The organism is Pseudomonas sp. VE 267-6A, assembly GCF_024126555.1.
GTDB lineage: Bacteria > Pseudomonadota > Gammaproteobacteria > Pseudomonadales > Pseudomonadaceae > Aquipseudomonas > Aquipseudomonas palmensis.
This window is the reverse complement of record NZ_JAMYBY010000031.1, coordinates 1-24,407: the sequence shown is the minus strand read 5'-3', so window position 1 is coordinate 24,407 and position 24,407 is coordinate 1. Positions and strand designations below refer to the sequence as shown.

General features: G+C 63.2%; 21 protein-coding genes. All 21 read right to left on the bottom strand.

Annotation, left to right across the window (positions count from 1 at the left end):
• Positions 1–622: 622 nt before the first annotated feature.
• The 21 genes from nuoN to NJH59_RS24915 all read right to left on the bottom strand — a co-directional run bounded on the left by nuoN (position 623) and on the right by NJH59_RS24915 (position 24,325).
• Positions 623–2,092: an NADH-quinone oxidoreductase subunit NuoN gene (nuoN, locus tag NJH59_RS25015; RefSeq protein WP_043860874.1), complete on the bottom strand. Its 1,470-nt coding sequence runs from the start codon at positions 2,090–2,092 to the stop codon at positions 623–625.
• A 7-nt stretch (positions 2,093–2,099) separates the two neighbouring features.
• On the bottom strand, positions 2,100–3,632 hold the full coding sequence (nuoM, locus tag NJH59_RS25010; protein ID WP_043860873.1) for an NADH-quinone oxidoreductase subunit M: 1,533 nt from the start codon (positions 3,630–3,632) through the stop codon (positions 2,100–2,102).
• 39 nt (positions 3,633–3,671) lie between these two features.
• Positions 3,672–5,525, bottom strand: coding sequence for an NADH-quinone oxidoreductase subunit L (gene nuoL / locus NJH59_RS25005; protein ID WP_043860872.1), 1,854 nt, complete (start codon positions 5,523–5,525; stop codon positions 3,672–3,674).
• Complete coding sequence (gene nuoK / locus NJH59_RS25000) at positions 5,522–5,830, bottom strand: NADH-quinone oxidoreductase subunit NuoK (protein WP_010220409.1); 309 nt, start codon at positions 5,828–5,830, stop codon at positions 5,522–5,524. Before nuoK ends, nuoL begins: the two co-directional genes overlap by 4 nt.
• Positions 5,831–5,833: 3 nt before the next feature.
• Positions 5,834–6,334 (bottom strand): NADH-quinone oxidoreductase subunit J, encoded by a 501-nt coding sequence (gene nuoJ / locus NJH59_RS24995; RefSeq protein ID WP_043860871.1) that lies wholly within the window; start codon positions 6,332–6,334, stop codon positions 5,834–5,836.
• A 9-nt stretch (positions 6,335–6,343) separates the two neighbouring features.
• Positions 6,344–6,892 carry an NADH-quinone oxidoreductase subunit NuoI gene (gene nuoI / locus NJH59_RS24990; protein WP_009400993.1) on the bottom strand — a complete coding sequence of 183 codons (549 nt, stop codon included), beginning with the start codon at positions 6,890–6,892 and terminating at the stop codon, positions 6,344–6,346.
• Positions 6,893–6,903: 11 nt separating this feature from the next.
• Positions 6,904–7,911 carry an NADH-quinone oxidoreductase subunit NuoH gene (gene nuoH / locus NJH59_RS24985; RefSeq protein WP_054915105.1) on the bottom strand — a complete coding sequence of 336 codons (1,008 nt, stop codon included), beginning with the start codon at positions 7,909–7,911 and terminating at the stop codon, positions 6,904–6,906.
• Entirely contained in the window at positions 7,908–10,622 is a 2,715-nt protein-coding gene (nuoG, locus tag NJH59_RS24980; RefSeq protein WP_043860869.1) for an NADH-quinone oxidoreductase subunit NuoG, read from the bottom strand. The genes nuoH and nuoG overlap by 4 nt, the downstream gene beginning before the upstream one ends.
• 128 nt (positions 10,623–10,750) lie before the next feature.
• Positions 10,751–12,106 (bottom strand): NADH-quinone oxidoreductase subunit NuoF, encoded by a 1,356-nt coding sequence (gene nuoF, locus NJH59_RS24975; RefSeq protein WP_043860868.1) that lies wholly within the window; start codon positions 12,104–12,106, stop codon positions 10,751–10,753.
• The gene (gene nuoE, locus NJH59_RS24970; RefSeq protein WP_043860867.1) at positions 12,103–12,600 is read right to left on the bottom strand and encodes an NADH-quinone oxidoreductase subunit NuoE; all 498 of its coding nucleotides are present in this window, start codon (positions 12,598–12,600) and stop codon (positions 12,103–12,105) included. Before nuoE ends, nuoF begins: the two co-directional genes overlap by 4 nt.
• Before the next feature lie 2 nt (positions 12,601–12,602).
• Positions 12,603–14,384 (bottom strand): NADH-quinone oxidoreductase subunit C/D, encoded by a 1,782-nt coding sequence (nuoC, locus tag NJH59_RS24965; protein ID WP_043860866.1) that lies wholly within the window; start codon positions 14,382–14,384, stop codon positions 12,603–12,605.
• 77 nt (positions 14,385–14,461) lie between these two features.
• Positions 14,462–15,139 (bottom strand): NADH-quinone oxidoreductase subunit B, encoded by a 678-nt coding sequence (locus NJH59_RS24960; RefSeq protein ID WP_043860865.1) that lies wholly within the window; start codon positions 15,137–15,139, stop codon positions 14,462–14,464.
• 10 nt (positions 15,140–15,149) lie between these two features.
• Positions 15,150–15,563: an NADH-quinone oxidoreductase subunit A gene (locus NJH59_RS24955; protein ID WP_010220397.1), complete on the bottom strand. Its 414-nt coding sequence runs from the start codon at positions 15,561–15,563 to the stop codon at positions 15,150–15,152.
• A 627-nt stretch (positions 15,564–16,190) separates the two neighbouring features.
• The gene (aceA, locus tag NJH59_RS24950; protein WP_043860864.1) at positions 16,191–17,516 is read right to left on the bottom strand and encodes an isocitrate lyase; all 1,326 of its coding nucleotides are present in this window, start codon (positions 17,514–17,516) and stop codon (positions 16,191–16,193) included.
• 522 nt (positions 17,517–18,038) lie between these two features.
• Entirely contained in the window at positions 18,039–18,773 is a 735-nt protein-coding gene (locus NJH59_RS24945) for a secretin N-terminal domain-containing protein (RefSeq protein WP_231390883.1), read from the bottom strand.
• Between the two features lie 125 nt (positions 18,774–18,898).
• Entirely contained in the window at positions 18,899–19,324 is a 426-nt protein-coding gene (locus NJH59_RS24940) for a GNAT family N-acetyltransferase (RefSeq protein ID WP_043860862.1), read from the bottom strand.
• The gene (locus NJH59_RS24935; protein WP_043860861.1) at positions 19,317–20,483 is read right to left on the bottom strand and encodes a cupin domain-containing protein; all 1,167 of its coding nucleotides are present in this window, start codon (positions 20,481–20,483) and stop codon (positions 19,317–19,319) included. Before NJH59_RS24935 ends, NJH59_RS24940 begins: the two co-directional genes overlap by 8 nt.
• 80 nt (positions 20,484–20,563) lie before the next feature.
• Positions 20,564–21,934: an adenylosuccinate lyase gene (gene purB, locus NJH59_RS24930; RefSeq protein WP_043860860.1), complete on the bottom strand. Its 1,371-nt coding sequence runs from the start codon at positions 21,932–21,934 to the stop codon at positions 20,564–20,566.
• A gap of 135 nt (positions 21,935–22,069) precedes the next feature.
• Entirely contained in the window at positions 22,070–22,690 is a 621-nt protein-coding gene (gene hflD / locus NJH59_RS24925) for a high frequency lysogenization protein HflD (RefSeq protein WP_043860859.1), read from the bottom strand.
• A complete protein-coding gene (gene mnmA, locus NJH59_RS24920) occupies positions 22,690–23,811 on the bottom strand; it encodes a tRNA 2-thiouridine(34) synthase MnmA (RefSeq protein WP_058541215.1) in 1,122 nt (373 codons plus the stop codon). Before mnmA ends, hflD begins: the two co-directional genes overlap by 1 nt.
• Positions 23,812–23,884: 73 nt before the next feature.
• On the bottom strand, positions 23,885–24,325 hold the full coding sequence (locus NJH59_RS24915; RefSeq protein ID WP_054915102.1) for an NUDIX hydrolase: 441 nt from the start codon (positions 24,323–24,325) through the stop codon (positions 23,885–23,887).
• Positions 24,326–24,407 lie beyond the last annotated feature (82 nt).

Sequence of the window (24,407 nt, the reverse complement as noted above, 5' to 3'; positions counted from 1 at the left end):
AGCGTAGGGCCTGATGATGGACGGAGCGGTTTTGCTTACTTTTTCCAAGAAAAAAGTAAGCCGCTGTAAGAGCGGAAGGGGCCCTGATTGTCGATATGCATGCTGGATATGTTCACGGTCGTCGATTTTACCGATTGGTGTGTTTATCCGGCATGGATAGCGCTGCGAATGACGCCTTCCGCTCTTACAGCGGGTCACTTTTGCAAGGACGCAAAAGTAACCAAAAGGTCCCCGGCCAAACATACGGCCCTACGCTTCGCTCCGGGTTCCCTCCCTCCGGCGCCGTCCAGGGGGCACGCGACCCGAGTTGCTGCGCAACTCTAACAGTCGCTCGCTTCGGCTAACGCCGAAGGGGCTGCGCCCCGCCCCCTGCACGACACCTCCACTCGGCCTCCTGACAGGCCGGACAATCAAGATCAAGATCAAGGTCAAGGTCAAGGTCAAGGTCAAGGTCAAGATCAAGATCAAGGTCAAGGTCAAGGTCAAGGTCAAGGTCAAGGTCAAGATCAAGATCAAGATCAAGATCAAGATCAAGAACAACGGCGGTGCTGGGGATGGGTTGTTCAATCGCCAAAAACAAAACACCCCGCCGAAGCGGGGTGTCCTGTCAATGCATCAGCACTCAACCAAGCAACTGCAAACCTGCATGCTGCACCAGGTCCAGCAACGGCTGCGGATAAACACCCAGCACGAACGCCAGAATCGCAATCGCCAGCAACATCACGCCACCGGTACGCTGCTCCCAGTTCAACGGCGCATCGTGACGACGCAGGTTCGGCTCGATCAGGTACAGGGTGACCATCACGCGCAGGTAGTAGAACACCCCGATCGCACTACCGATCACCAACGCACCCACCAGCCACCACAGCTGCGACTCGACGCCGGTAGCAATGATGTAGAACTTGCCGATGAAGCCCGCGGTCAGCGGAATACCCGCCAGCGACAGCATCATCACGGTCAGTACCGCCGTCAGGTACGGACGACGCCAGAACAGGCCGCGGTACTCGTACAGGGCATCGGCATCACGGCCCTTGTAAGGCGAGGACATCAGGGTGATGACGCCAAACGCGCCCAGGCTGGTGATCACGTAGGTCACCAGGTACACGCCAATGGCTTCCACCGCCATGCCCTTGCTCGCCACCAGCGCAATCAGCAGGTAACCGAAGTGGGCGATCGAGGAGTAACCCAGCAGACGCTTGAGGTTGCTCTGGGTCAGCGCCAGCAGGTTGCCGACCAGAATCGAGGCCACTGCAATCACCGACAGCACGGTGGTCAGCACGCCGCTGCTGGCAGCAGGGGAGAGCATGAACAGGCGTACCACAACGGCGAATACAGCCACCTTGCTCGCGGTGGCCAGGAACGCGGCAACCGGCGCCGGAGCACCTTCGTATACGTCCGGGGTCCACAGGTGGAACGGTACCAGCGACAGCTTGAACGCCAGGCCGACCAGCATCATGCCCAGGCCCAGCTGGGCAATCAGGCTTGGCAGGCTGGTGGTGGCCAGGGCCTTGCCGATGCCGTCGAAGCTCAGGCTGCCGGCGTCGGCATACAGCAGCGCCATGCCGAACAGCAGGAACGCGGAACCGGCTGCCGACAACACCATGTACTTGATGCCGGCTTCCAGCGAACGCTTGTTGAAGAACGCATACGCCACCAGGCCATACACCGGTACCGAGAGCAGCTCCAGGCCGATGAACAGGCCGGCCAGGTGTTGCGCGCAGACCAGCACCAGGCCGCCCAGGGCCGCCATCAGGATCAGCAGGTAGAGCTCTTCGCGGTTGCCCGGGTAGCCCTTGCCGCCGTCACCCAGGTAGGCATGCGCCAGGGTCACGCAGGCCAGGGTGGCGACCAGTATCAACGCCATGTACAGGCACGCGAAGCTGTCGACGGTCAGCAATGGGGTGACCGCCAGCGGGGCCACCTTGAGGGTCGGGATGATCGACAGCAGGGCCAGGTTCAGCCCCACGGTCGACAGCAGGAAGGTTTGCGAGTGATTGCGGCGCCAGGCGATGGCCAGCATCACCACGACGATGGTGATACTGGTGATCAGCAGTGGCGCAAGCGCAATAAAGTGTTGAATCGTCAGGTCCATAGCGCTCTTACCGGGCCGAAGCGAGTTGAGTGAAAGCGGAGCCGAGCCACTGCTGCACACCACTCATGGTGGCGGCGGAGGTATCCAGGAACGGCTGCGGGTAAACGCCCAGCACAATCAGCAGTACCGCCAGGCCCAGCACCATGATCAGTTCGCGGTTGTCCATGCCGGCCAGTACTTCGTCGGACTTGGCCGGGCCGAAGTAGGCGCGGTGGATCATGATCAGCGAGTACACCGAGCCGAACACCAGGCCGGAGGTGGCAATCGCGGTGACCCACGGGGCACTGACGAAGCTGCCGATCAGGATCAGGAACTCGCCGACGAAGTTGCCGGTACCCGGCAAGCCCAGCGAGGCCGCGGCGAAGAACAGGCTGATGGCCGGCAGGTAGGCGATGCGCGACCACAGGCCACCCATCTGACGCATGTCACGGGTGTGCAGACGCTCGTACAGCTGGCCGCTGAGGATGAACAGTGCCGCTGCCGACAGGCCGTGGGCCAGCATCTGGATCACCGCGCCCTGCAGGGCCTGCTGGCTGCCGGAGTAGATGCCGATCAGCACGAAGCCCATGTGCGAGACGCTGGAGAACGCGATCAGGCGCTTGATGTCGGTTTGCGCGAAGGCCAGGAATGCACCGTAGAAGATCCCGATCAGACCCAGGGTCATGGCGATCGGCGCGAACTCGGCCGAGGCATTCGGGAACAGCGGCAGGGCAAAACGCAGCAGGCCGTAGGCCGCGGTCTTCAGCAGGATACCGGCCAGGTCGACGGAACCGGCAGTCGGCGCCTGGGCGTGGGCGTCAGGCAGCCAGGAGTGGAACGGTACCACCGGCAGCTTGACCGCGAAGGCGATGAAGAAGCCCAGCATCAGCAGGTATTCGGTACCCGCCGGCAGGTCGGCCTTGAGCAACTGGGTGTAGTCGAAGGTGATCACACCGGTGTTGCCGTAGTTGACCAGTACCAGGCCCAGGATCGCCACCAGCATGATCAGGCCGCTGGCCTGGGTGAAGATGAAGAACTTGGTGGCTGCGTAGATCCGGGTCTTCTTGCCGTCCGAGGAGCTGTGACCCCAGAGCGCGATGAGGAAATACATCGGCACCAGCATCATTTCCCAGAAGAAGAAGAACAGGAACAGGTCCAGGGCCAGGAACACACCGACCACGCCGCCCAGGATCCACATCAGGTTGAGGTGGAAGAAGCCGACGTGGCGCTGGATCTCTTTCCAGGAACACAGTACCGAGAGCACACCGAGCAGGCCGGTGAGCAGGATCATCAGCAGCGACAGGCCGTCCAGGGCCAGGTGCAGGCTGATGCCGAAGCGCTCGATCCACAGCACTTTGAACTCGTAGGCCCACTGTGGCGCGGCACCCGGCGCAGGCGCCAGGGTGTAGTCGCCGTTGGCCCACAGCCAGAGGCCGATACCAAGCAGCAGGGACATGGTCAGCAGCGCGATGTAGCGCGGCAGGGTGGCGCCGAAGCGCTCACCCAGCCAGCACAGCAGGCCGCCGATAAAGGGGATCAGGATCAGCCAAGGCAAAATCATGACGGGCTCAATTCCTTTCGCAAAGTCGCAAGGTTCATATCAGACCGCAGCCACAACAACGGCACCGAGCACAAGCACGGCACCAATGGCGATCGAGGCGGTGTACCAGCGCAGCTGACCGGTTTCGGTTTTGCTCATGGCGGCATGACCGCCCTTGGCCAAACGCGGAATCAGGCCGATGCTGCGGTCAACCGGATCCTTGCGCAGGATGTGGCTGATCAGCAGGTAAGGTTTGACGAACAGCTTGTCGTAGATCCAGTCGAAGCCCCAGGCGGCGAACCACCAGGCCGACAGCACACGACCGATACCGCTGTTGGCGATCGCGGTAACCAGGCGACGCTTGCCCAGGAACAGCATGGCGGCCAGCAGGATACCGGCGATGGCGATGGCACCCGAGGCGATTTCCAGGCTGTGCTTGGCTTCGCCACCGGCATGCCCGACGCTCTGCGGCAGCACGCCGGCCAGCGGTGGGTGGATCCAGGCGCCGACGAAGGTCGACAGCACGATCAGCACGCCCAGCGGCAGCCAGTGCGAGATGCCGTGGCCAGCGTGGGCTTCGGTCTTGGCTTCGCCGTGGAAGGCGATGAAGATCAGGCGGAAGGTGTACAGCGAGGTCATGAACGCACCCACCAGGCCGGCGTACAGCAAGCCGCTGTTGCCGCTGGCGAAGGCTTCCCAGAGGATCTCGTCCTTGGAGTAGAAGCCGGCGGTCAGCAGCGGCAGGGCAGCCAGGGCGGCACCACCGACGATGAAGCTGGCGTAGGCCAGTGGCAGTTTCTTCCACAGGCCGCCCATCTTGAAGATGTTCTGCTCGTGGTGGCAGGCAACGATCACCGCACCGGAGGCAAGGAACAGCAGGGCCTTGAAGAAGGCGTGGGTCATCAGGTGGAAGATCGCGCCGTCGAAGGCGCCCACGCCCAGGGCCAGGAACATGTAGCCGATCTGGCTCATGGTCGAGTAGGCCAGGATACGCTTGATGTCGGTCTGTACCAGCGCGGCAAAGCCGGCCAGCACCAGGGTCACGCCGCCGACCACACCCACCAGGTGCAGCACGTCGGGCGCCAGGGCGAACAGGCCGTGGGTACGCGCGATCAGGTAGACACCGGCGGTCACCATGGTGGCGGCGTGGATCAGTGCCGATACCGGGGTAGGGCCGGCCATCGCGTCTGCAAGCCAGGTCTGCAGCGGCAGCTGGGCCGATTTGCCCACGGCGCCGCCCAGCAGCATCAGGGTTGCCAGCACGATCCAGAAATCACCGGCCTGGAACTTCTGCGGCGCCAGCACCAGCAGTTGCTGGATGTTCAGGGTGCCCAGTTGCTGGAACAGGATGAACAGGCCGATGGCCATGAACACGTCGCCGATACGGGTGACGATGAAGGCCTTGAGCGCTGCGTTGCCGTTGTTGCGGTTGCTGTAGTAGAAACCGATCAACAGGTACGAGCACAGGCCCACGCCTTCCCAACCGAAGTAGATGAACAGCAGGTCGTCGCCCAGGATCAGGAACAGCATGCTGGCAATGAACAGGTTGGTGTAGGCGAAGAAGCGCGAGTAGCCGGCTTCACCACGCATGTACCACGAGGCGAACAGGTGGATCAGGAAGCCCACGCCGACCACCACGCCGAGCATGGTCACCGACAGGCCGTCCAGGTACAGGGTGAAGTTGGGCTTGAAGTCGCCCACCTGCATCCACTGCCACAGCAGCTGGCTGTACGCGCCGCCTTCAGGCGGGGCGACGTTGAACTGCCAGATCACGTAGGCGGCCACGATGGCCGAGAGGCCGATCGAACCGACACCGATCAGCGCCGACAGGTTCTCCGAGAACCGCCCGCGCGAGAACGACAGCAGCACGAAGCCGATCAGGGGGAAGACGAAGGTCAGAAAGAGTAGGTTCATCCGCGCATCTCACTGGCAGCATCGATATCGAGAGTGTGGAAGCGGCGATACAGCTGCAGCAGGATCGCCAGGCCGATACTGGCCTCGGCGGCGGCCAGGCTGATCACCAGGATGAACATGATCTGCCCGTCCGGTTGCGCCCAGCGGCTGCCCGCCACGATGAATGCCAGTGCCGAGGCGTTCATCATGATTTCCAGGCTCATCAGTACGAACAGAATGTTGCGGCGCACCATCAGCCCGACCAGGCCGAGGCAGAACAGGATGCCGGCGACGGCCAGGCCGTGTTCGAGAGGAATTGCTGACATGATTTACTCCTTCGCCTCGTTGCGGCCGAGGTGGAACGCCGTCACTGCTGCAGCCAGCAGCAGCATCGAGGCCAGTTCCACCACCAGCAGGTAAGGGCCGAACAGGCTGATGCCCACGGCCTTGGCGTCAACGGTGGTATGACCGATGGCGGCGCCGCTCGGCTGCACGAACAGCACGTACAGCAGTTCGGCCAGCAGCAGGACGGCGAGGAACACCGGCCCGCCCCAGATGCCGGGCTTGAGCCAGCCGCGCTCCTGGGCGACCGAGGCCGGCCCCAGGTTGAGCATCATCACCACGAACACGAACAGCACCATGATGGCGCCAGCGTAGGCGATCACTTCGAGCACGCCGGCAAACGGCGCGCCGAGGGCGAAGAAGGTCATCGCCACGGAGATCAGCGAAATGATCAGGTAGAGCAGGGCATGCACCGGGTTGGTGTTGGTGATCACCCGCAGGGTGGACACCACGGCGACACCGGATGCGAAATAGAAAGCGAATTCCATCTTTCTTCCTTAAGGGAGCAAGCTCTTCACGTTGATCGGCTCGGCTTCGTTCTGCGCGGCGCCCTTCGGCTTGCCGGCAACGGCCATACCTGCAACACGGTAGAAGTTGTAATCAGGGTTCTTGCCGGGGCCGGAGATCAGCAGATCTTCTTTCTCGTACACCAGGTCCTGACGTTTGAACTCGGCCATTTCGAAATCCGGGGTGAGCTGGATCGCGGTGGTCGGGCAGGCTTCCTCGCAGAGGCCGCAGAAAATGCAGCGCGAGAAGTTGATGCGGAAGAACTCGGGGTACCAGCGACCGTCTTCGGTCTCGGCCTTCTGCAGCGAGATGCAACCCACCGGGCAGGCCACGGCGCACAGGTTGCAGGCCACGCAGCGCTCCTCGCCGTCGGGGTCGCGGGTCAGCACGATGCGGCCGCGGTAGCGCGGCGGCAGGTAGACCGGCTCTTCGGGGTATTGCAGGGTGTCGCGTTTGCGGAACCCGTGGGAGAACACCATCACCAGGCTGCGCAGCTGGGTGCCAGTGCCCTTAACGATGTCGCCAATATACTTGAACATGGGTCAAATCCTCACTGGGCCGCAACAGCTGGCGTGTTGAGCAACACGAGCGCAGCGGTCACCAGCAAATTGATCAGGGTCAGCGGCAGGCAGAACTTCCAGCTGAAGTCCATCACCTGGTCATAGCGCGGGCGCGGGATCGAGGCGCGCAGCAGGATGAACAGCATGATGAAGAACGCGGTCTTCAGGGCGAACCACACGAACGACAGTTGCGGCAGGATGCCGAACGGCCCGTGCCAGCCACCGAAGAACAGGGTTACCAGCAGCGCCGAGATCAGGATGATGCCGATGTACTCGCCCACGAAGAACATGCCCCATTTCATGCCGGCATATTCGATGTGGTAGCCGTCGGCCAGTTCCTGTTCCGCTTCCGGCTGGTCGAAGGGGTGACGGTGAGTCACGGCCACGCCAGCGATGAAGAAGGTACAGAAGCCGAAGAACTGCGGAATGATGAACCACAGGTTCTGCGCCTGGTATTCGACGATGTCGCGCATGTTGAACGAGCCAACCTGGGCCACGATGCCCATCAGCGCCAGGCCCATGAACACTTCGTACGACACGGTCTGGGCCGAGGCCCGCAGGCTGCCGAGCAGGGCGTACTTGTTGTTCGACGACCAGCCGGCGAACAGGACGGCGTACACCGACAGGCCGGCCATGGCGAAGAAGAACAGCAGGCCGATGTTCAGGTCCGCGACACCCCAGGTCGGGGTGATCGGGATGATCGCGAAGGCGATCAGCAAGGCGCTCATGGCCACCACCGGCGCCAGGGTGAAGATCACCTTGTCGACGAAGGGCGGGTTCCAGTCTTCCTTGAAGAACATCTTCAGCATGTCGGCGGCAATCTGGAACATGCCGAACGGGCCGACGCGGTTAGGACCGTAACGGTCCTGCCACCAGCCCAGCAGGCGACGCTCGACGAAGCTGAGCAGCGCACCGCAGACCACCACCGCCAGCAACACCACGATGGCCTTGATGACAGTGAGGATCACATCGATCACTTCAGGGGTGAACCAGGTCATTGTGCTGCCTCCTGCAAGCCTTCGACGGATGCACCGAAGATGGCAGGCGGGATGCCGGCCAGGCCTTTGGGCAATGCAACCAGGCCTGCGCCCAGTTCCTCATTGATGCGCAGCGGCAGACGCAGGGTCTGGCCGGCCACGTTCAGGCTCAGCAGTGCGCCGTCGTTGACGCCCAGGCGGTCGGCTTCGGACTTGGCCAGTGCCACGTAGGCCTGCGGGATGCGCTCCTGCACCGGGGCGGCGCGCGAAGAGTTCTCTTCACTGCCGAACAGGTGGTAGAACGGCACGGCCTGCCAGGTGCCACGGGCCGGCGAGAACGCCGCCGGAACGCTGGCGAACCAGTTCAGCCTGTCGCCCTGGGTCTCGATCAGGCGGGTGCCCGGGTCGCCTGCACGCAGGTGACCACCGACCTCGTCCTGGAACTTGTTCCAGGCCTGCGGCGAGTTCCAGCCCGGCGACCAGGCGAACGGCACCTGCTGGCGCGGTTCGGCGGAGCCCGAGTAGCCTTCCATGGAGAAGGCGAACGCGGTGTCCGGGTCTTGCGGGGTACGTGGTTCGTGCACGCTGATGTTGGCGCGCATGGCGGTACGGCCCGAGTAGCGCAGCGGCTCGCGGGCCAGTTTCATGCCCTTGATGCGGAACGCGGCCGATGGCGCGGCGTTGACGATGCCGGCCAGTTGCGGCACCACGCCAGCCACGGCGTGGGTCACGTGGTCCAGCTGGGTCCAGTCGACCGGCTTGTTGAGCAGGGTGGCACGCAGTGCGTGCATCCAGCGCCAGCCTTCGTGCACCAGGATGCTGCTGTCCAGGTACTGCGGGTCGAACACCTGGAAGAAGCGCTGGGCGCGGCCTTCCTGGCTGACCAGGGTACCGTCGCCCTCGGCGAAGGTGGCGGCCGGCAGCACCAGGTGCGCGCGGTCGGTGGTCGGGGTTTTCTGGTGGTCGGCAACGATCACCACCTTGGCCGCGGCCAGGGCAGCGTCGACCTTGGCAGCCGGTACGCGGCTGTACAGGTCGTTTTCCAGTACCACGATGGCATCGGCCTTGCCGGCGATCACGGCGTCCAGCGCCGCATCGATCGACTCGCCACCGAGCATGGCCAGGCCCAGGCTGTTGGCCTCGGGCACCACCAGGCTCAGCGAGCCGTTCTTCTCGCGCAGCTTGAGTGCCTTGGCGATGTTGGCAGCGGCTTCGATCAGAGCCCTGGAGGCCAGCGAAGTACCGGCAACCACCAGTGGGCGGTTGGCCGCGACTAGGGCGTCGGCGATGCGCTTGGCCAGGTCCAGGGCTTCGGCGTCCAGGCCTTCGACGGCTGGGGCGCTCGGGTCGATGGCGTGGGCCACGGCGAAACCGATGCGGGCCAGGTCGTCCGGCGCGGCGTGCACGCACTCCTGCGCCACGTCGTCGAGCTTGGTCTCGCTCAGGCTGGCAATGAACAGCGGGTACATGGCGTGCTGGCCGATGTTCTTCACCGCGGCATCGAGCCATGGCTGAACGCGCATGGCATCGGCCATCGCCTCGGCCTTGCCCTTGACCGACTGGCGCAGGGCCAGGGCCACGCGGGCAGCGGTCTGGGTCAGGTCTTCGCCAAGCACGAACACCGCGTCATGGTCTTCCATGTCGCGCAGGGTCGGCACCGGCAGCGGGCTGTCGTTGAGCACCTGCAAAGCCAGGCGCACGCGCTCCAGCTCACCGGCTTCCATGCCTGCATAGAAGTGTTCGGCACCCACCAGCTCGCGCAGGCCGTAGTTGCTCTCCAGGCTTGCACGGGGCGAACCGATACCCACGATGTTGCGCCCGCGCAGCATGTCGGCTGCCTTGTCCAGCGCGGCGTCCAGGCCCAGTTTCTGGCCGTCCTGGAGCAGTGGCTGGCGTGGGCGGTCGGTACGGTTGACGTAGCCGTAGCCGAAGCGGCCACGGTCGCACAGGAAGTACTGGTTCACCGAGCCGTTGAAACGGTTCTCGATGCGGCGCAGTTCACCGTAGCGCTCGCCCGGGCTGATGTTGCAGCCGCTGGAGCAGCCATGGCAGATGCTCGGGGCGAACTGCATGTCCCACTTGCGGTTGTAGCGCTCGGAGTGGGTCTTGTCGGTGAACACACCGGTCGGGCAGACCTCGGTCAGGTTGCCGGAGAACTCGCTCTCCAGGGCACCGTCCTCGACGCGGCCGAAATACACGTTGTCGTGCGCACCGAACACGCCCAGGTCGGTACCGCCGGCGTAGTCCTTGTAGTAGCGCACGCAGCGGTAGCAGGCGATGCAGCGGTTCATCTCGTGGGAGATGAACGGGCCGAGCTCCTGGTTCTGGTGGGTACGCTTGGTGAAACGGTAGCGGCGCTCGTTGTGGCCGGTCATCACCGTCATGTCTTGCAGGTGGCAGTGACCGCCTTCCTCGCACACCGGGCAGTCGTGCGGGTGGTTGGTCATCAGCCATTCGACGACGCTGGCGCGGAACACGCGGGCTTCTTCGTCTTCGATGGAAATCCAGCTGCCATCGGTGGCAGGGGTCATGCAGGACATGACGATGCGACCACGGGTGTCGTTCTCGTCGGTGTACTGCTTGACCGCACACTGGCGGCAGGCACCGACGCTACCGAGCGCCGGGTGCCAGCAGAAATAGGGGATGTCGAGGCCTAGCGACAGACACGCCTGTAACAGGTTGTCTGCACCGTTGACTTCGAGCTCTTTGCCGTCTACGTGGATAGTGGCCATGGTTCAAAGTTCTTCGTTGGCCCGCGTCTGCGGGCGTGGCTAATGGAAAGCTGTATGCCTGCGGTTCGCCGTCATCCGGGCGAGCATCGCGGGCAACGGGCGGCACGGACCGCCCGTCTTCTTGTTCGTTATGCGCCAACCACAACGGGTTTGGCCAAGTCCGGGCGCGGTGCAGCAGTGGCTGCGATGCCGGCTTCGAACTCGGGGCGGAAGTATTTGATGGCACTGCCCAGCGGCTCGACCGCACCGGGTGCGTGAGCGCAGAAGGTCTTGCCTGGGCCGAGGAAACCGACCAGCCCCAGCAGCGTCTCGATGTCGCCTGGCTGACCCTGGCCTTTCTCGATGGCGCGCAGCAGCTTGACGCTCCACGGCAGGCCGTCGCGGCACGGGGTGCAGAAGCCGCACGATTCGCGGGCAAAGAACTCTTCCATGTTGCGCAGCAGCGAGACCATGTTGACGCTGTCGTCAACGGCCATGGCCAGGCCCGTACCCATCCGGGTACCGACCTTGGCGATGCCGCCGGCGTACATCTGGGCGTCGAGGTGCTCGGGCAGCAAAAAGCCGGTACCGGCGCCGCCTGGCTGCCAGCACTTGAGCTTGAAGCCGTCGCGCATGCCGCCGGCGTAGTCTTCGAACAGCTCGCGGGCGGTGACGCCGAAGGGCAGTTCCCACAGGCCAGGGTTCTTCACCTTGCCGGAGAAGCCCATCAGCTTGGTGCCGTGGTCTTCGCTGCCTTCGCGGGCCAGAGACTTGTACCAGTCGATGCCGTTGCCGACGATGGCCGGCACGTTGCACAGGGTCTCGACGTTGTTCACGCAGGTCGGCTTGCCCCACACGCCCACGGCGGCAGGGAAGGGCGGCTTGGAGCGCGGGTTGGCGCGGCGGCCTTCGAGGGAGTTGATCAGTGCGGTTTCTTCACCGCAGATGTAACGCCCGGCGCCGGTGTGCACGAACAGCTCGAAATCGAAACCGCTGCCCAGGATGTTCTTGCCCAGCAGGCCGGCAGCCTTGGCTTCCTCGACCGCACGGGTGAGGTTGCGCGCGGCGGTGGTGTATTCGCCACGCAGGAAGATGTAGCCGCGGTAGGCCTTGAGCGCGCGGGCACTGATCAGCATGCCTTCGATCAGCAGATGGGGCTGTTGCTCCATCAGCATGCGGTCCTTCCAGGTGTTGGGCTCCATTTCGTCCGCGTTGCACAGCAGGTAGCGGATGTTCATGGATTCGTCTTTGGGCATCAGGCCCCATTTGACGCCCGTCGGGAAGCCCGCACCGCCACGGCCCTTGAGGCCGGAGTCCTTGACGGTCTGCACGATGTCGTCCTGCGACATCTGCGCCAGTGCCTTGCGGGCAGCGGTGTAGCCGTCCTTGGCCTGGTACTCGTCGAGCCACAGTGGCTCGCCGTCGTCGCGCAGGCGCCAGGTCAGCGGATGGGTTTCGGCGGCGCGCGCGATGCGGTTGGCCGGGCCGAAGGAAGTGATGGTCATACGTAACCCTCCAGCAGTTTGGAAACGCCGGCAGGTTGCACGTCGCCAAAGGTGTCGTCGTCGATCATCAGGGCCGGGGCCTTGTCGCAGTTGCCCAGGCAGCACACCGGCAGCAGGGTGAAACGCCCGTCTGCAGTGGTCTGGCCCAGGCCGATGCCCAGCTCGCTCTGGATCTGGCTGACCACCGACTCGTGGCCGCCGATGTAGCAGACCATGCTGTCGCACACACGGATGATGTGGCGGCCGACCGGCTGGCGGAAGATCTGGCTGTAGAAGGTGGCCACGCCTTCGACGTCGCTGGCAGGGATGCCCAGCACTTCGCCGATGGCGTACACGGCGCCGTCCGGCACCCAGCCGCGTTCCTTCTGAACGATCTTCAGGGCTTCGATGGACGCCGCGCGCGGGTCCTCGTAGTGGTGCATCTCGTGCTCGATGGCCGAGCGCTCGGTTTCGCTCAGGGCGAAACGGTCGGTTTGGATAAGCGTGTTATTCATGCTTAGCGGTCCACGTCAGCCATAACGAAGTCGATACTGCCCAGGTACGCAATCAGGTCCGCGACCATGCTGCCGCGGATCACCGAAGGGATCTGCTGCAGGTGCGGGTAGCTCGGAGTGCGGATCCGGGTGCGGTAGCTCATGGTGCCGCCGTCGCTCGTCAGGTAGTAACTGTTGATGCCCTTGGTCGCTTCGATCATCTGGAAGGACTCGTTGGCCGGCATGACCGGGCCCCACGAAACCTGCAGGAAGTGCGTGATCAGGGTCTCGATGTGCTGCAGGGTGCGCTCTTTTGGCGGCGGCGTGGTCAGCGGGTGATCCGCCTTGTACGGGCCTTCCGGCATGTTGCGCATGCACTGGTCGATGATCTTGATGCTCTGGCGCATTTCTTCCACGCGCACCATGCAGCGGTCATAGGCATCGCCATTGCTGGCCAGCGGCACTTCGAACTCGAAGTTCTCGTAGCCCGAGTACGGGCGCGCCTTGCGCAGGTCGAAGTCGCAACCGGTCGAACGCAGGCCGGCACCGGTGACGCCCCATTCCAGGGCTTCCTTGGTGTTGTAGGCAGCCACGCCGATGGTACGGCCCTTGAGGATGCTGTTCTGCAGGGCGGCCTTGGTGTACTCGTCGAGGCGCTTGGGCAGCCAGTCGACGAAGTCCTTGACCAGTTTTTCCCAGCCGCGCGGCAGGTCGTGGGCCACGCCACCGATACGGTACCAGGCCGGGTGCAGACGGAAACCGGTGATGGCTTCGATCACGGTGTAGGCGCGCTGACGGTCGGTGAAGGTGAAGAACACCGGGGTCATGGCGCCGACGTCCTGGATGTAGGTACCCAGGAACAGCAGGTGGCTGGTGATGCGGAAGAACTCGGCCATCATGATGCGGATGGTGTCGACCTTCTGCGGCACCTTGATGCCGGCCAGCTTCTCGACCGCGAGCACGTAGGGCAGGTTGTTCATCACCCCGCCCAGGTAGTCGATGCGGTCGGTGTAGGGGATGAAGCTGTGCCAGGACTGGCGCTCGGCCATCTTCTCGGCACCACGGTGGTGGTAGCCGATGTCCGGGACGCAGTCGACGATCTCTTCACCGTCCAGCTGCAGCACGATACGGAACGCACCGTGAGCCGAAGGGTGGTTGGGGCCAAGGTTGAGGAACATGTAGTCCTCGTTGGCACCGGAACGTTTCATGCCCCAGGCTTCGGGGTTGAAGCGTGCGGCTTCTTCCTCGAGCTGCTGCTTGGCCAGGTTCAGGCTGTAGGGGTCGAACTCGGTGGCGCGCGCCGGGAAGTCCTTGCGCAGCGGATGGCCTTCCCAGGTGGGCGGCATCATGATGCGGGTCAGGTGCGGGTGGCCGGCAAAGTCGATGCCGAACATGTCCCAGACTTCGCGCTCGTACCAGTTGGCGTTGGGCCAGATACCGGTGACGGTGGGCAGGTTCAGGTCACCTTCGTTCAGTGCCACCTTGATCATCACGTCGCTGTTACGCTCGACGGACAGCAGGTGGTAGAACACGGTGAAGTCGGCGCCCGGCAGGCCGCGACGCTGGGTGCGCAGGCGCTCGTCCACGCCGTGCAGGTCGTACAGCATGCTGTACGGCTTGGCCACGTTGCGCAGGAAGGTCAGCACTTCGATCAGCTTGGCGCGGGCAACCCAAAGCACCGGCATGCCGGTGCGGGTGTCCTGGGCGGTGAACGCCTCGGGGCCAAAACGATTGTTCAATTCGACGACCACATCCTGGTCGTCAGCCTTGTAAGGCGGGATGTAAATAGCGGTGTCCGCTGTCATGGTCTCGATCGCTTTCGGTCAACGTAGAGAATGAAGCCAGGCCGCCTGCTCGAATGAACAGGCGGCAGGTCGCTGGATCAGACTTCGTCGGGGCTGCGCAGGTGGGTAACCTGGATACGCTGTTCACGACGCTGCTCTTTCTGCGACGGCATCTCGGCGCGGTAAACGCCTTGATCGCCGACGACCCACGAAAGAGGGCGCCGCTCCTTGCCGATCGATTCCTGCAGCAGCATCAGGCCTTGCAGGAACGCTTCGGGGCGAGGCGGGCAGCCAGGCACGTAGACATCCACGGGGAGGAACTTGTCGACCCCCTGAACGACCGAGTAGATGTCGTACATGCCACCGGAGTTGGCGCACGAACCCATGGAGATGACCCACTTGGGTTCGAGCATCTGCTCGTACAGGCGCTGGATGATCGGCGCCATCTTGATGAAGCAGGTGCCGGCGATGACCATGAAGTCGGCCTGACGCGGCGATGCCCGGATGACCTCGGCGCCGAAGCGGGCGATGTCGTGGGGCGCCGTGAAGGCCGTGGTCATTTCCACGTAGCAGCAGGAGAGGCCGAAGTTGTACGGCCACAGGGAATTCTTGCGCCCCCAGTTGACGGCTCCACTGAGTACATCTTCGAGCTTGCCCATGAAGATGTTCTTGTGGACCTGGTCCTCTAGCAGCGAATCGGAGACGGTTTCCCGTTCACCGATTGGATACTGCTCGTTGGGCGCATCGGGGTCGATCCTGGTGAGATTGTATTGCATTGCCAAAGCCTCATTGTTTCAGCTTCGCTTGCCGCTTGCGACGACCTTCGGGAGCCCAATCGAGGGCCCCGACGCGCCATAGGTAGACAAGACCTGCCAACAGAATTGCTATGAAAACGAGTGCTTCGACGAATCCGGTCCAGCCGCTTTCGCGGACGGACACAGACCATGCAAAGAGAAAGAGGGCTTCGATATCGAAGATCACGAACAGCATCGCGACCAGATAGAATTTGGCGGAAAGACGCAGGCGGGCACCGCCTGTTGGCAGCATGCCGGACTCGAACGGTTCGTTCTTGCTGCGGCCCCAGGCCTTGCTGCCCAGCAGGGCGGACAGGCCGAGCATGAAGGCACACAGGCCGACGACACCCAAAAGGAAGATGGCAAAGCCCCAGTTGTGGGCGATGAGTCCTGTCGAATCGGGCATGCTGAAAATCCTTAACAGAGCGCTTGGTCTCTGAGCTTGAAAAGAAGTAGAGCAGTGACGATATGTCGCAGCGAAATCTATCGCGCTGATTTTATGGGTAAACCCGTAGCAAGTAAAATTTCTGCAGCAAATTTATTCGTAGCATTAAGAACAAAAATCTTTCGTAACTCGCTGCAGGCCACGTATTCCGTGGATTGCGCGTGCTTTTGTTAATTATGTTTCTTGTATGGCGTAACGAAATGCAAGTTTCGAAATGATAATTAATATCATTTGAAGAGCTCCTGTTATTCCTACCTCCTGCGTCAACTAAAAGTTGTTGTTCAAGGGTGTGGCCGGCAAGTTTGTGCGGCCCTGTTTCGGGCAGTGTCTGCGTGCTGGCGCTGGGCTCTGGCTCAGGGTTGTGCGCGGGGGTGGCGCGTCGGTATCTGCGTTGCCACGGCCGTCCGCTGACGCCGGTGTGCACTAGCATAGCCAATCGGGGGTAATAAGGAAGCCTTGTGCCGGGCGGCTGGCCTTTTCGCCGGCAAGGCTGGCGCCTGCGCGGGGTATGAATGGCACAAGACCCGGAGCCCCATCACAGGCCCCGGGTCTTGCGTGTTACCCGAATGTCACCAATCGATCAGCCGATCAGTGGAACTGCTCTTCTTCGGTCGAGCCGGTCAGGGCGGTAACCGAAGACTTGCCACCCTGGATCACGGTGGTCATGTCGTCGAAGTAGCCAGTGCCCACTTCCTGCTGGTGCGCCACGAAGGTGTAGCCTTTGGACGCGTCGGCGAATTCCTGCTCCTGCAGCTTCACGTAGGCAGTCATGTCGTTGCGGGCGTAGTCGTGCGCCAGGTTGAACATGCCGTGCCACATGTTGTGGATGCCAGCCAGGGTGATGAACTGGTGCTTGTAGCCCATGGCCGACAGCTCGCGCTGGAACTTGGCGATGGTCGCGTCGTCCAGGTTCTTCTTCCAGTTGAAGGAAGGCGAGCAGTTGTAGGACAGGATCTGGTCCGGGTATTCCTTCTTGATGGCTTCGGCAAAGCGGCGTGCTTCGTCCAGGTCCGGCTTGGCGGTTTCGCACCAGATCAGGTCGGCATACGGTGCGTAGGCCAGGCCGCGGGCAATCGCCTGGTCCAGACCGGCACGTACCTTGTAGAAACCTTCCTGGGTGCGCTCACCAACCACGAATGGCTGGTCGTACGGGTCGCAGTCGCTGGTCAGCAGGTCGGCGGCGTTGGCGTCGGTACGGGCCAGGATGATGGTCGGTACACCGGCAACGTCGGCTGCCAGGCGGGCAGCGCTGAGCTTCTGTACGGCTTCCTGGGTCGGAACCAGTACCTTGCCGCCCATGTGGCCGCATTTTTTAACCGAGGCCAGTTGGTCTTCGAAGTGAACGCCGGCGGCGCCTGCCTCGATCATGTTCTTCATCAGCTCGTAGGCGTTGAGTACGCCGCCGAAACCGGCTTCAGCGTCAGCCACGATCGGTGCGAAGTAGTCGATGTAGCCGTCGTCGCCCGGGTTCTTGCCGGCTTTCCACTGGATCTGGTCGGCGCGACGGAACGAGTTGTTGATGCGCTTGACCACGGTTGGCACGGAGTCCACCGGGTACAGCGACTGGTCGGGGTACATGGACTCGGCCGAGTTGTTGTCGGCAGCCACTTGCCAGCCGGACAGGTAGATAGCCTGGATACCGGCCTTGACCTGTTGAACAGCCTGGCCGCCGGTCAGGGCGCCCATGCAGTTGACGAAATCTTTTTCAGGGCGGAACGAAGGGTGGGCGCCTTTGGTTACCAGGTTCCACAGCTTCTCGGCACCCATGCGGGCCAGGGTGTGCTCAGGTTGAACCGAGCCACGCAGACGAACGACATCAGCGGCAGAGTAGGTACGGGTCACGCCTTTCCAGCGTGGGTTCTCGGCCCAATCTTTTTCGAGGGCTGCAATTTGCTGTTCGCGTGTCAGTGCCATGAAAGTAAACCTCGTCGCATAGGTCGGTAAAAAATGTTCGCTCTGTCGGCTGCGCTGTGCGTACAGGGGCAGCTCCGATTGCTCGCTGGTCAGAAGCACTGGCAGCCAGTGGTGTGGGCGAAATGGCGACGTTGAACGATGGGGCTCGAAGGGGGAAGTGAGCAGGTCCTTGGCGTGGCTGTCGGGCAGGTTGGCTCGTGGTTGCCGTGCTGCGTCGATCAGGGTGTGCCGTCTACCGTTTGATGCGCTTCCGTCCCTCGGGACAACTTCGTTCCAGTCGCAATCTCGTCAAACCGCCTTGTGGGCTGTACAGACACGAATCGGCTCAGGTCGGGTAGGTCAGAGCGCAACTCGAAGGCCCTTGCCAGGGCCTCTGATTAGCGGGAGCGGGGCCATCATGCCTCTGCGATTCGGGGGCGTCAAATGTTTTGTAGTGCTTTTTTTCATCCACTACATCTTTGGTCTAATACGACTCGTCAGTCAGTTTCGAGGCCTTTGGTCGAGGCCTTGAACGACGCGGGGTCAGTCCAGTGCCTCGACTTTTACCCGCAAAGTCATGTTCTCACCGCGCTGTGTGGAGTAACTGAGGGTCGAAGCGCTGCGATCGGCCTGACTTTGAGCGTTGACACCTGCCAGGCTGATCCACTCGCCAAGCTTGCCGGTGACCTTCGTGTCGGTGCTTTGCACCTTCACTACATCGGGGCGTTCCTGGCTCATCCGGTCATTGTTGGTGCTGATGGCAAGGTGCACGGTTTCGCCGGTGACGCTGGCGGTGACGTAGAAACCCTGGGTGACGTTGCGGTACTCGGTGTTGCTCTGCACGCGTCCGTAGCTGTCGGTCTGGGTGCTGGTGATGGGAATGCTCTGGCCAACCTGGATCAGCGCTGGAGTGCCCTCGCTGGCCTGCACCTGTTGCAGCCCACCCTCGCGGTTGGCGGTGCCGTAGCGGATCACGCGGGCGTTGCCGCGGTTGTCCTGGACGTTGCTGTCGGTGTTGTCGACGCTGATCAGCAGGCGCTTGGGGGCGGTGTCCAGTTGTTGCAGCAGGGTGCGAAGTTCGTCGATCTTGCCGGGCTCGGCATTGACGATCAGCTTGTTTTCGAAGGTGCTGACACTGCCGTCCTTGCCGATGAAGGCTTGCGCGGCGGGGAGCAGTTCGGCGCTGGTGCGGTGGTTCAGCGGCAGGACTTCGGTGGCGGCCAGCGCACTGAGGCTGAACGACAGAAGCAGGGTGGCGAGCAGGGGGCGTAGCGGCATGTCCATGGTCTCCGCGGGTGGAGTGGACATGATGGCAAATTTGTAGCGGTTGTGCTGGCCTGTTCGCCGGCAAGGCCGGCTCCCGCGGGTATGGGAGCTGGTCTTGCCGGCGACAGGGCTGGCGCTTACTGCGAGTCGCGCACCATGTCCACGTGCGGCAGGCCGGCCTCGAGGAACTCCTCGCTGACAACCTTGAAGCCCAGGCGCTCGTAGAACGCGGTGGCATGCACTTGTGCGGTGAGCTTCTGCTGGCGCAGATCGCGGTTCTGCGCCTCGGCGATGGCGGCCTGCATCAGTGCGTCACCCACCTTGAGCCCGCGCCAGTCCTTGAGCACCGACACGCGCCCGATCTGGCCATCCTGCAACAGGCGGGCGGTGCCGATGGCGTAGTCACCCTCAAAGGCCAGGAAGTGCACGGCGATGTTGTCGTCGGCATCCCACTCCAGCTCTGGCGGCACGTTCTGCTCGGCAATGAACACCGATTCGCGGATACGGCGGATGTCGGCGTTGTCTTTCTGCCAGTCGGCCAGGCGTACTTCGATCTTATTCATTGGCAAATCCCAGGCTTCCTTGCTTGACCAGTTCGCAGATCAGGGTAAGGCCATTTTCGTCGCCAAGCCATGGCGCGAGGTTTTCCACGTGCAGGGCGTCGGCGGCGCAGATCAGCTTGAGCAGGTCGCGCAGTTCGCCCGGCAGCAGGCGGCTCTGGCCGCTGGCGAACAGCAGCACGTTGTCGTCGACTTCCGACCAGGCCAGGCGCGCGCTCGGGTTGCGGATCAGGATCGCACCCTGTTCCAGGCTGTCGATCAGGTCTTCTTCGCTCAGTGCCTCGCCAGCCACCAGTTCCGGGTAGCGTGGTTCGGTCATGAACTGGCCGAACCAGGTCAGCAGCAGGCGCTCGTCGCTCATGTGCTCGGCCAGCAGGCCCTTGAGGCGGTCCAGGGCGTCGCGCTGGATCTGGTGCGGGTCGCTCACTGGCTGGGCGTCGGCGTCGGTGTAGCGCTCTTCGTCAGGCAGGAACTGGCTGAGGAAGTCGGTGAAGTGGGTCAGCACTTCGGCGGCGCTCGGCGCGCGGAAGCCGACCGAATAGGTCAGGCAGTCGTCTTCGGCCACACCGTAGTGGGCCAGGCGCGGTGGCAGGTAGAGCATGTCGCCCGGTTCCAGGGTCCACTCATCGGTCTGCTCGAAGTCGGCCAGGATGCGCAGGTCGGCGTGCTCGATCAGCGGGCTGTCGCTGTCGCACATCTGGCCGATCTTCCAGTTGCGCTTGCCCTGGCCTTGCAGCAGGAACACGTCGTAGTTGTCGAAGTGCGGGCCCACGCTGCCACCCGGGGCGGCGAAGCTGATCATCACGTCGTCGATGCGCCAGCTTGGCAGAAAGCGAAAGCTCTCCAGCAGCTCGCCCACTTCCGGCACGAACTGGTCGACGGCTTGTACCAGCAGGGTCCAGTCGCGCTCAGGCAGGGTGCTGAAGGTATCGTCGTCGAACGGGCCGCGGCGCAGTTCCCACGGGCGCTCGCCATGTTCGATGACCAGGCGCGATTCGACTTCCTCTTCCAGTGCCAGGCCGGCCAGTTCATCGGCATCGATCGGGCTTTCGAAATCAGGGAAGGCCTGGCGAACCAGCAGGGGCTTCTTCTGCCAGTAGTCGCGCAGGAATTCGCGGGCAGTCAGGCCGCCCAGCAGCTGAAGTGGGGTATCAGGATTCATGTGTAACCTATTGAAAAAAAGTAATTTTCTTTCAGCAATAAAAACGCCCGGCCAAGCCGGGCGTCAAAACGCGGGGGCAATCAGATGCGTTTGGCTTGTGCCGCGGCATTACCGATGTAGTTGGCCGGGGTCAGCTTCTTCAGCTCGGCGCGGGCTTCGGCCGGCATGTCCAGGCCATCGATGAAGGTTAACAGCGCTTCAGGGCTGATACCTTTGCCGCGGGTCAGCTCTTTGAGCTTCTCGTACGGGTTTTCGATGTCGTAGCGGCGCATCACGGTCTGGATCGGCTCGGCCAGGACTTCCCAGCAGGCGTCCAGGTCTTCGGCGATGCGGGCTTCGTTGATTTCCAGCTTGCTGATGCCCTTGAGGCTGGCCTCGTAGGCGATCACGCTGTGGGCGAAACCGACGCCCAGGTTGCGCAGCACGGTGGAGTCGGTCAGGTCGCGCTGCCAGCGCGAGATCGGCAGCTTGCTGGCCAGGTGCTGGAACAGCGCGTTGGCGATGCCCAGGTTGCCTTCGGAGTTCTCGAAGTCGATCGGGTTGACCTTGTGCGGCATGGTCGAGGAACCGATTTCGCCGGCAATGGTGCGCTGCTTGAAGTAGCCCAGCGAGATGTAGCCCCAGATATCGCGATCGAAGTCGATCAGGATGGTGTTGAAGCGGGCGATCGCGTCGAACAGCTCGGCAATGTAGTCGTGCGGTTCGATCTGGGTGGTGTAGGGGTTGAACACCAGGCCCAGCTCGTCTTCGATGAAGGCGCGGGCGTTGGCTTCCCAGTCGATCTGCGGGTAGGCCGACAGGTGGGCGTTGTAGTTGCCCACGGCGCCGTTGATCTTGCCCAGCAGCGGCACGGCGGCAACCTGGGCGATCTGGCGCTCCAGGCGGTACACCACGTTGGCCAGCTCTTTGCCCAGGGTAGTCGGCGAAGCCGGCTGGCCGTGGGTGCGCGACAGCATCGGTACGTCGGCGAAGCGGTGGGCCAGTTCGCGGATCGACTCGGCGATCTGGCGCATCAGCGGCAGCAGCACGCTGTCGCGGCCTTCGCGCAGCATCAGGCCGTGGGACAGGTTGTTGATGTCCTCGCTGGTGCAGGCGAAGTGGATGAACTCGCTGACCTTGGCCAGTTCCGGCAGCTGGGCGGCCTGCTCCTTGAGCAGGTACTCGATGGCCTTGACGTCGTGGTTGGTGGTGCGCTCGATCTCTTTGACGCGCTCGGCGTGCTCGAGGGCGAAGTCGTCGGCCAGGGCGTTGAGCACGGCGTTGGCTTCGGCGGAAAACGCTGGTACTTCAGCGATTTGCGGGTGGGCGGCCAGGCGCTGGAGCCAGCGGACCTCGACCAGGGCGCGGAAACGGATCAGGCCGTATTCGCTGAAGATGGGGCGCAGGGCCTGGGTTTTGCCGGCGTAGCGGCCGTCAACAGGGGAAACCGCAGTGAGCGAGGAAAGCTGCATGGGGTGTTCTCGGACAGTCGGGCAACGAAAAGGGCGCATATCATACATGAAAAACGCGCCCGGGTTTTGAGGGTGACAAAAGGTCTTTCGGGCCTTTTCGCTGGCAAGCCAGCGAAGGCCGCGACGCGGTCAGGGTCAGCCGCGCAGCATCGGGTACAGCTCCTTGAGCAGCTTGCGCCGGCTGATCACCAGCTGCCAGCGGTGCCCGCCCAGCTGGCGCCACAGGCGCGCAGCACGGATGCCGGCCAGCAGCAGGGCACGGATCTTCGAGGCATTGTTGGGCTGCTGCAGGTTGCGCATGTCGCCATGCACCTGGATACGCTGGCGCAGGGTGCTCAGGGTGTCCTGGTAGAGGGCGCCGCACGAAGCGATCACGTTTTCATGCACCAGGCCGAAATGATCGGCCTGGGACTGGATCTGCGGCAGGCGCTTGCCGATGGTGTCGAGCATGTCGCCACGCTTGGCCAGCTGGCGCTCCAGGCCCAGCATCGACAAGGCGTAGCGCAGCGGCTCGCGCTGCAGGCTGGCAGGGTCGCGCTCCAGCGCGCTGGCCAGGGCGCGGTAGCCATCCTTGAGGTTCAGGTCGTCACCGCCGAACACCTCCAGGGTGTCCTTGGGGTCGCGTACCAGCAGGCTGCCGAGCATGCAGCCCAGGTCGGCCTCGCTGGCCTGGCCCGTGCGGGCGATTCGGTCGACCAGCACGGCGGCCTGGAATACCCCGCCCAGGGCGACCAGTTGCTCTTGCATCTGGTTCATCAGCGGCTGCTCCAGGGCTCGGCCACTTCGATCACACCGCCCCCCAGGCATACCTCACCGTCATAGAACACCACCGACTGGCCCGGCGTCACGGCGCGCTGCGGCTCGTCGAAAACGGCGCGGTAGCCGCTTGCGGTGCGTTCCAGGGTGCACGCCTGGTCGCTCTGGCGGTAGCGCACCTTGGCCGTCAGCTGGCGCGGGCTGGAGAGGTCGACGGGGTTGACCCAGAAGATCTCCGAGGCGAGCAGGGCGCGGGAGAACAGCCACGGGTGCTCGTTGCCCTGGCCGACCACCAGCACGTTGCGGCTGAGGTCTTTCTCCAGCACGTACCACGGCTCGTCGCTGGCATCCTTGAGGCCGCCGATGCCCAGGCCCTGACGCTGGCCGATGGTGTGGTACATCAGGCCGTGGTGCTGGCCGATGACTTCACCCTCGGTGGTCTGGATTTCACCGGGCTGCGCCGGCAGGTATTGCTTGAGAAAATCGCTGAAGCGGCGCTCGCCGATAAAGCAGATACCGGTGGAGTCCTTCTTCTTGGCCGTGGCCAGGCCGTGTTTTTCGGCGATGGCGCGCACCTCGGGCTTTTCCAGTTCGCCCACCGGGAACAGCGTGCGGGCGATCTGCTCGCCGCCGACGGCGTGCAGGAAGTAGCTCTGGTCCTTGTTCGGGTCCAGGCCCTTGAGCAGCTCGGTACGCCCGTCGATGTCGCGGCGGCGCACATAGTGGCCGGTGGCGATCAGGTCGGCACCGAGCATCAGGGCGTAGTCGAGGAACGCCTTGAACTTGATTTCGCGGTTGCACAGGATGTCCGGGTTCGGCGTGCGCCCGGCCTTGTACTCTTCCAGGAAGTGCTCGAACACGTGGTCCCAGTACTCGGCGGCAAAGTTGGCAGTGTGCAGCTTGATGCCGATGCGGTCGCACACGGCCTGGGCATCGGCCAGGTCTTCGCGGGCGGTGCAGTATTCGGTGCCGTCGTCCTCTTCCCAGTTCTTCATGAACAGGCCTTCCACCTGGTAGCCCTGCTCGATCAGCAGGAGGGCGGAGACGGAAGAGTCCACGCCGCCGGACATGCCGACGATGACGCGTGTCTTTTCGGGTTCGTAGAGTGCTGGACTGGTCATAGGTACCGGCTGTGTATCTGGAAAAAGACGTCGATTCTATCAGGCTGCGCCGCGCAAGGCGAAAGCCGCGGCTTCAATTGCGGATCAGGCTCAGGCTGTGCAGCGGGCCGGCCAGGTAGTCGTCGATGCATTGCGGCACCAGCTCGCTGCGCCAGCGCTCGGGGTCTGCCAGCAGTTCGTCGCGGGTGAGCCAGGTGGCGCGCACGATATCGGTGTCCAGGGCGCGTTCGGGGTGGTGGCGAAGCGGGCGGGCAGCGAAGCAGATGCGCTGGTAGGTCACGCCGTTGCTGGGGGCGGTATAGAGGTAGATGCCGACGATGCCGGTAAGCTCGACGTCCCAGGCGGTTTCTTCGAGGGTCTCGCGCAGGGCGGCTTCGAGCAGGGTTTCGTTGGCTTCGAGGTGGCCGGCGGGCTGGTTGAAGACGTGCCGGCCGGCCTTGAATTCCTCGACCAGCAGGAAGCGGCCGTTGTCTTCGACGATGGTGGCGACGGTGATGTGGGGTTGCCAGGTCATGCGGGTGCCTTCGTAGTGGGGTGGCGTGCCTCTTCGCCGGCAAGGCCGGCTCCTACAAAGGGCTGTAGGAGCCGGCCTTGCC

Bases quoted from the DNA above. Each gene is read 5' to 3' on its own strand.
- nuoN (WP_043860874.1), bottom strand. From the start codon at position 2,092: ATGGACCTGACGATTCAACACTTTATTGCGCTTGCGCCACTGCTGATC.
- nuoM (WP_043860873.1), bottom strand. From the start codon at position 3,632: ATGATTTTGCCTTGGCTGATCCTGATCCCCTTTATCGGCGGCCTGCTG.
- nuoL (WP_043860872.1), bottom strand. From the start codon at position 5,525: ATGAACCTACTCTTTCTGACCTTCGTCTTCCCCCTGATCGGCTTCGTG.
- nuoK (WP_010220409.1), bottom strand. From the start codon at position 5,830: ATGTCAGCAATTCCTCTCGAACACGGCCTGGCCGTCGCCGGCATCCTG.
- nuoJ (WP_043860871.1), bottom strand. From the start codon at position 6,334: ATGGAATTCGCTTTCTATTTCGCATCCGGTGTCGCCGTGGTGTCCACC.
- nuoI (WP_009400993.1), bottom strand. From the start codon at position 6,892: ATGTTCAAGTATATTGGCGACATCGTTAAGGGCACTGGCACCCAGCTG.
- nuoH (WP_054915105.1), bottom strand. From the start codon at position 7,911: ATGACCTGGTTCACCCCTGAAGTGATCGATGTGATCCTCACTGTCATC.
- nuoG (WP_043860869.1), bottom strand. From the start codon at position 10,622: ATGGCCACTATCCACGTAGACGGCAAAGAGCTCGAAGTCAACGGTGCA.
- nuoF (WP_043860868.1), bottom strand. From the start codon at position 12,106: ATGACCATCACTTCCTTCGGCCCGGCCAACCGCATCGCGCGCGCCGCC.
- nuoE (WP_043860867.1), bottom strand. From the start codon at position 12,600: ATGAATAACACGCTTATCCAAACCGACCGTTTCGCCCTGAGCGAAACC.
- nuoC (WP_043860866.1), bottom strand. From the start codon at position 14,384: ATGACAGCGGACACCGCTATTTACATCCCGCCTTACAAGGCTGACGAC.
- NJH59_RS24960 (WP_043860865.1), bottom strand. From the start codon at position 15,139: ATGCAATACAATCTCACCAGGATCGACCCCGATGCGCCCAACGAGCAG.
- NJH59_RS24955 (WP_010220397.1), bottom strand. From the start codon at position 15,563: ATGCCCGATTCGACAGGACTCATCGCCCACAACTGGGGCTTTGCCATC.
- aceA (WP_043860864.1), bottom strand. From the start codon at position 17,516: ATGGCACTGACACGCGAACAGCAAATTGCAGCCCTCGAAAAAGATTGG.
- NJH59_RS24945 (WP_231390883.1), bottom strand. From the start codon at position 18,773: ATGCCGCTACGCCCCCTGCTCGCCACCCTGCTTCTGTCGTTCAGCCTC.
- NJH59_RS24940 (WP_043860862.1), bottom strand. From the start codon at position 19,324: ATGAATAAGATCGAAGTACGCCTGGCCGACTGGCAGAAAGACAACGCC.
- NJH59_RS24935 (WP_043860861.1), bottom strand. From the start codon at position 20,483: ATGAATCCTGATACCCCACTTCAGCTGCTGGGCGGCCTGACTGCCCGC.
- purB (WP_043860860.1), bottom strand. From the start codon at position 21,934: ATGCAGCTTTCCTCGCTCACTGCGGTTTCCCCTGTTGACGGCCGCTAC.
- hflD (WP_043860859.1), bottom strand. From the start codon at position 22,690: ATGAACCAGATGCAAGAGCAACTGGTCGCCCTGGGCGGGGTATTCCAG.
- mnmA (WP_058541215.1), bottom strand. From the start codon at position 23,811: ATGACCAGTCCAGCACTCTACGAACCCGAAAAGACACGCGTCATCGTC.
- NJH59_RS24915 (WP_054915102.1), bottom strand. From the start codon at position 24,325: ATGACCTGGCAACCCCACATCACCGTCGCCACCATCGTCGAAGACAAC.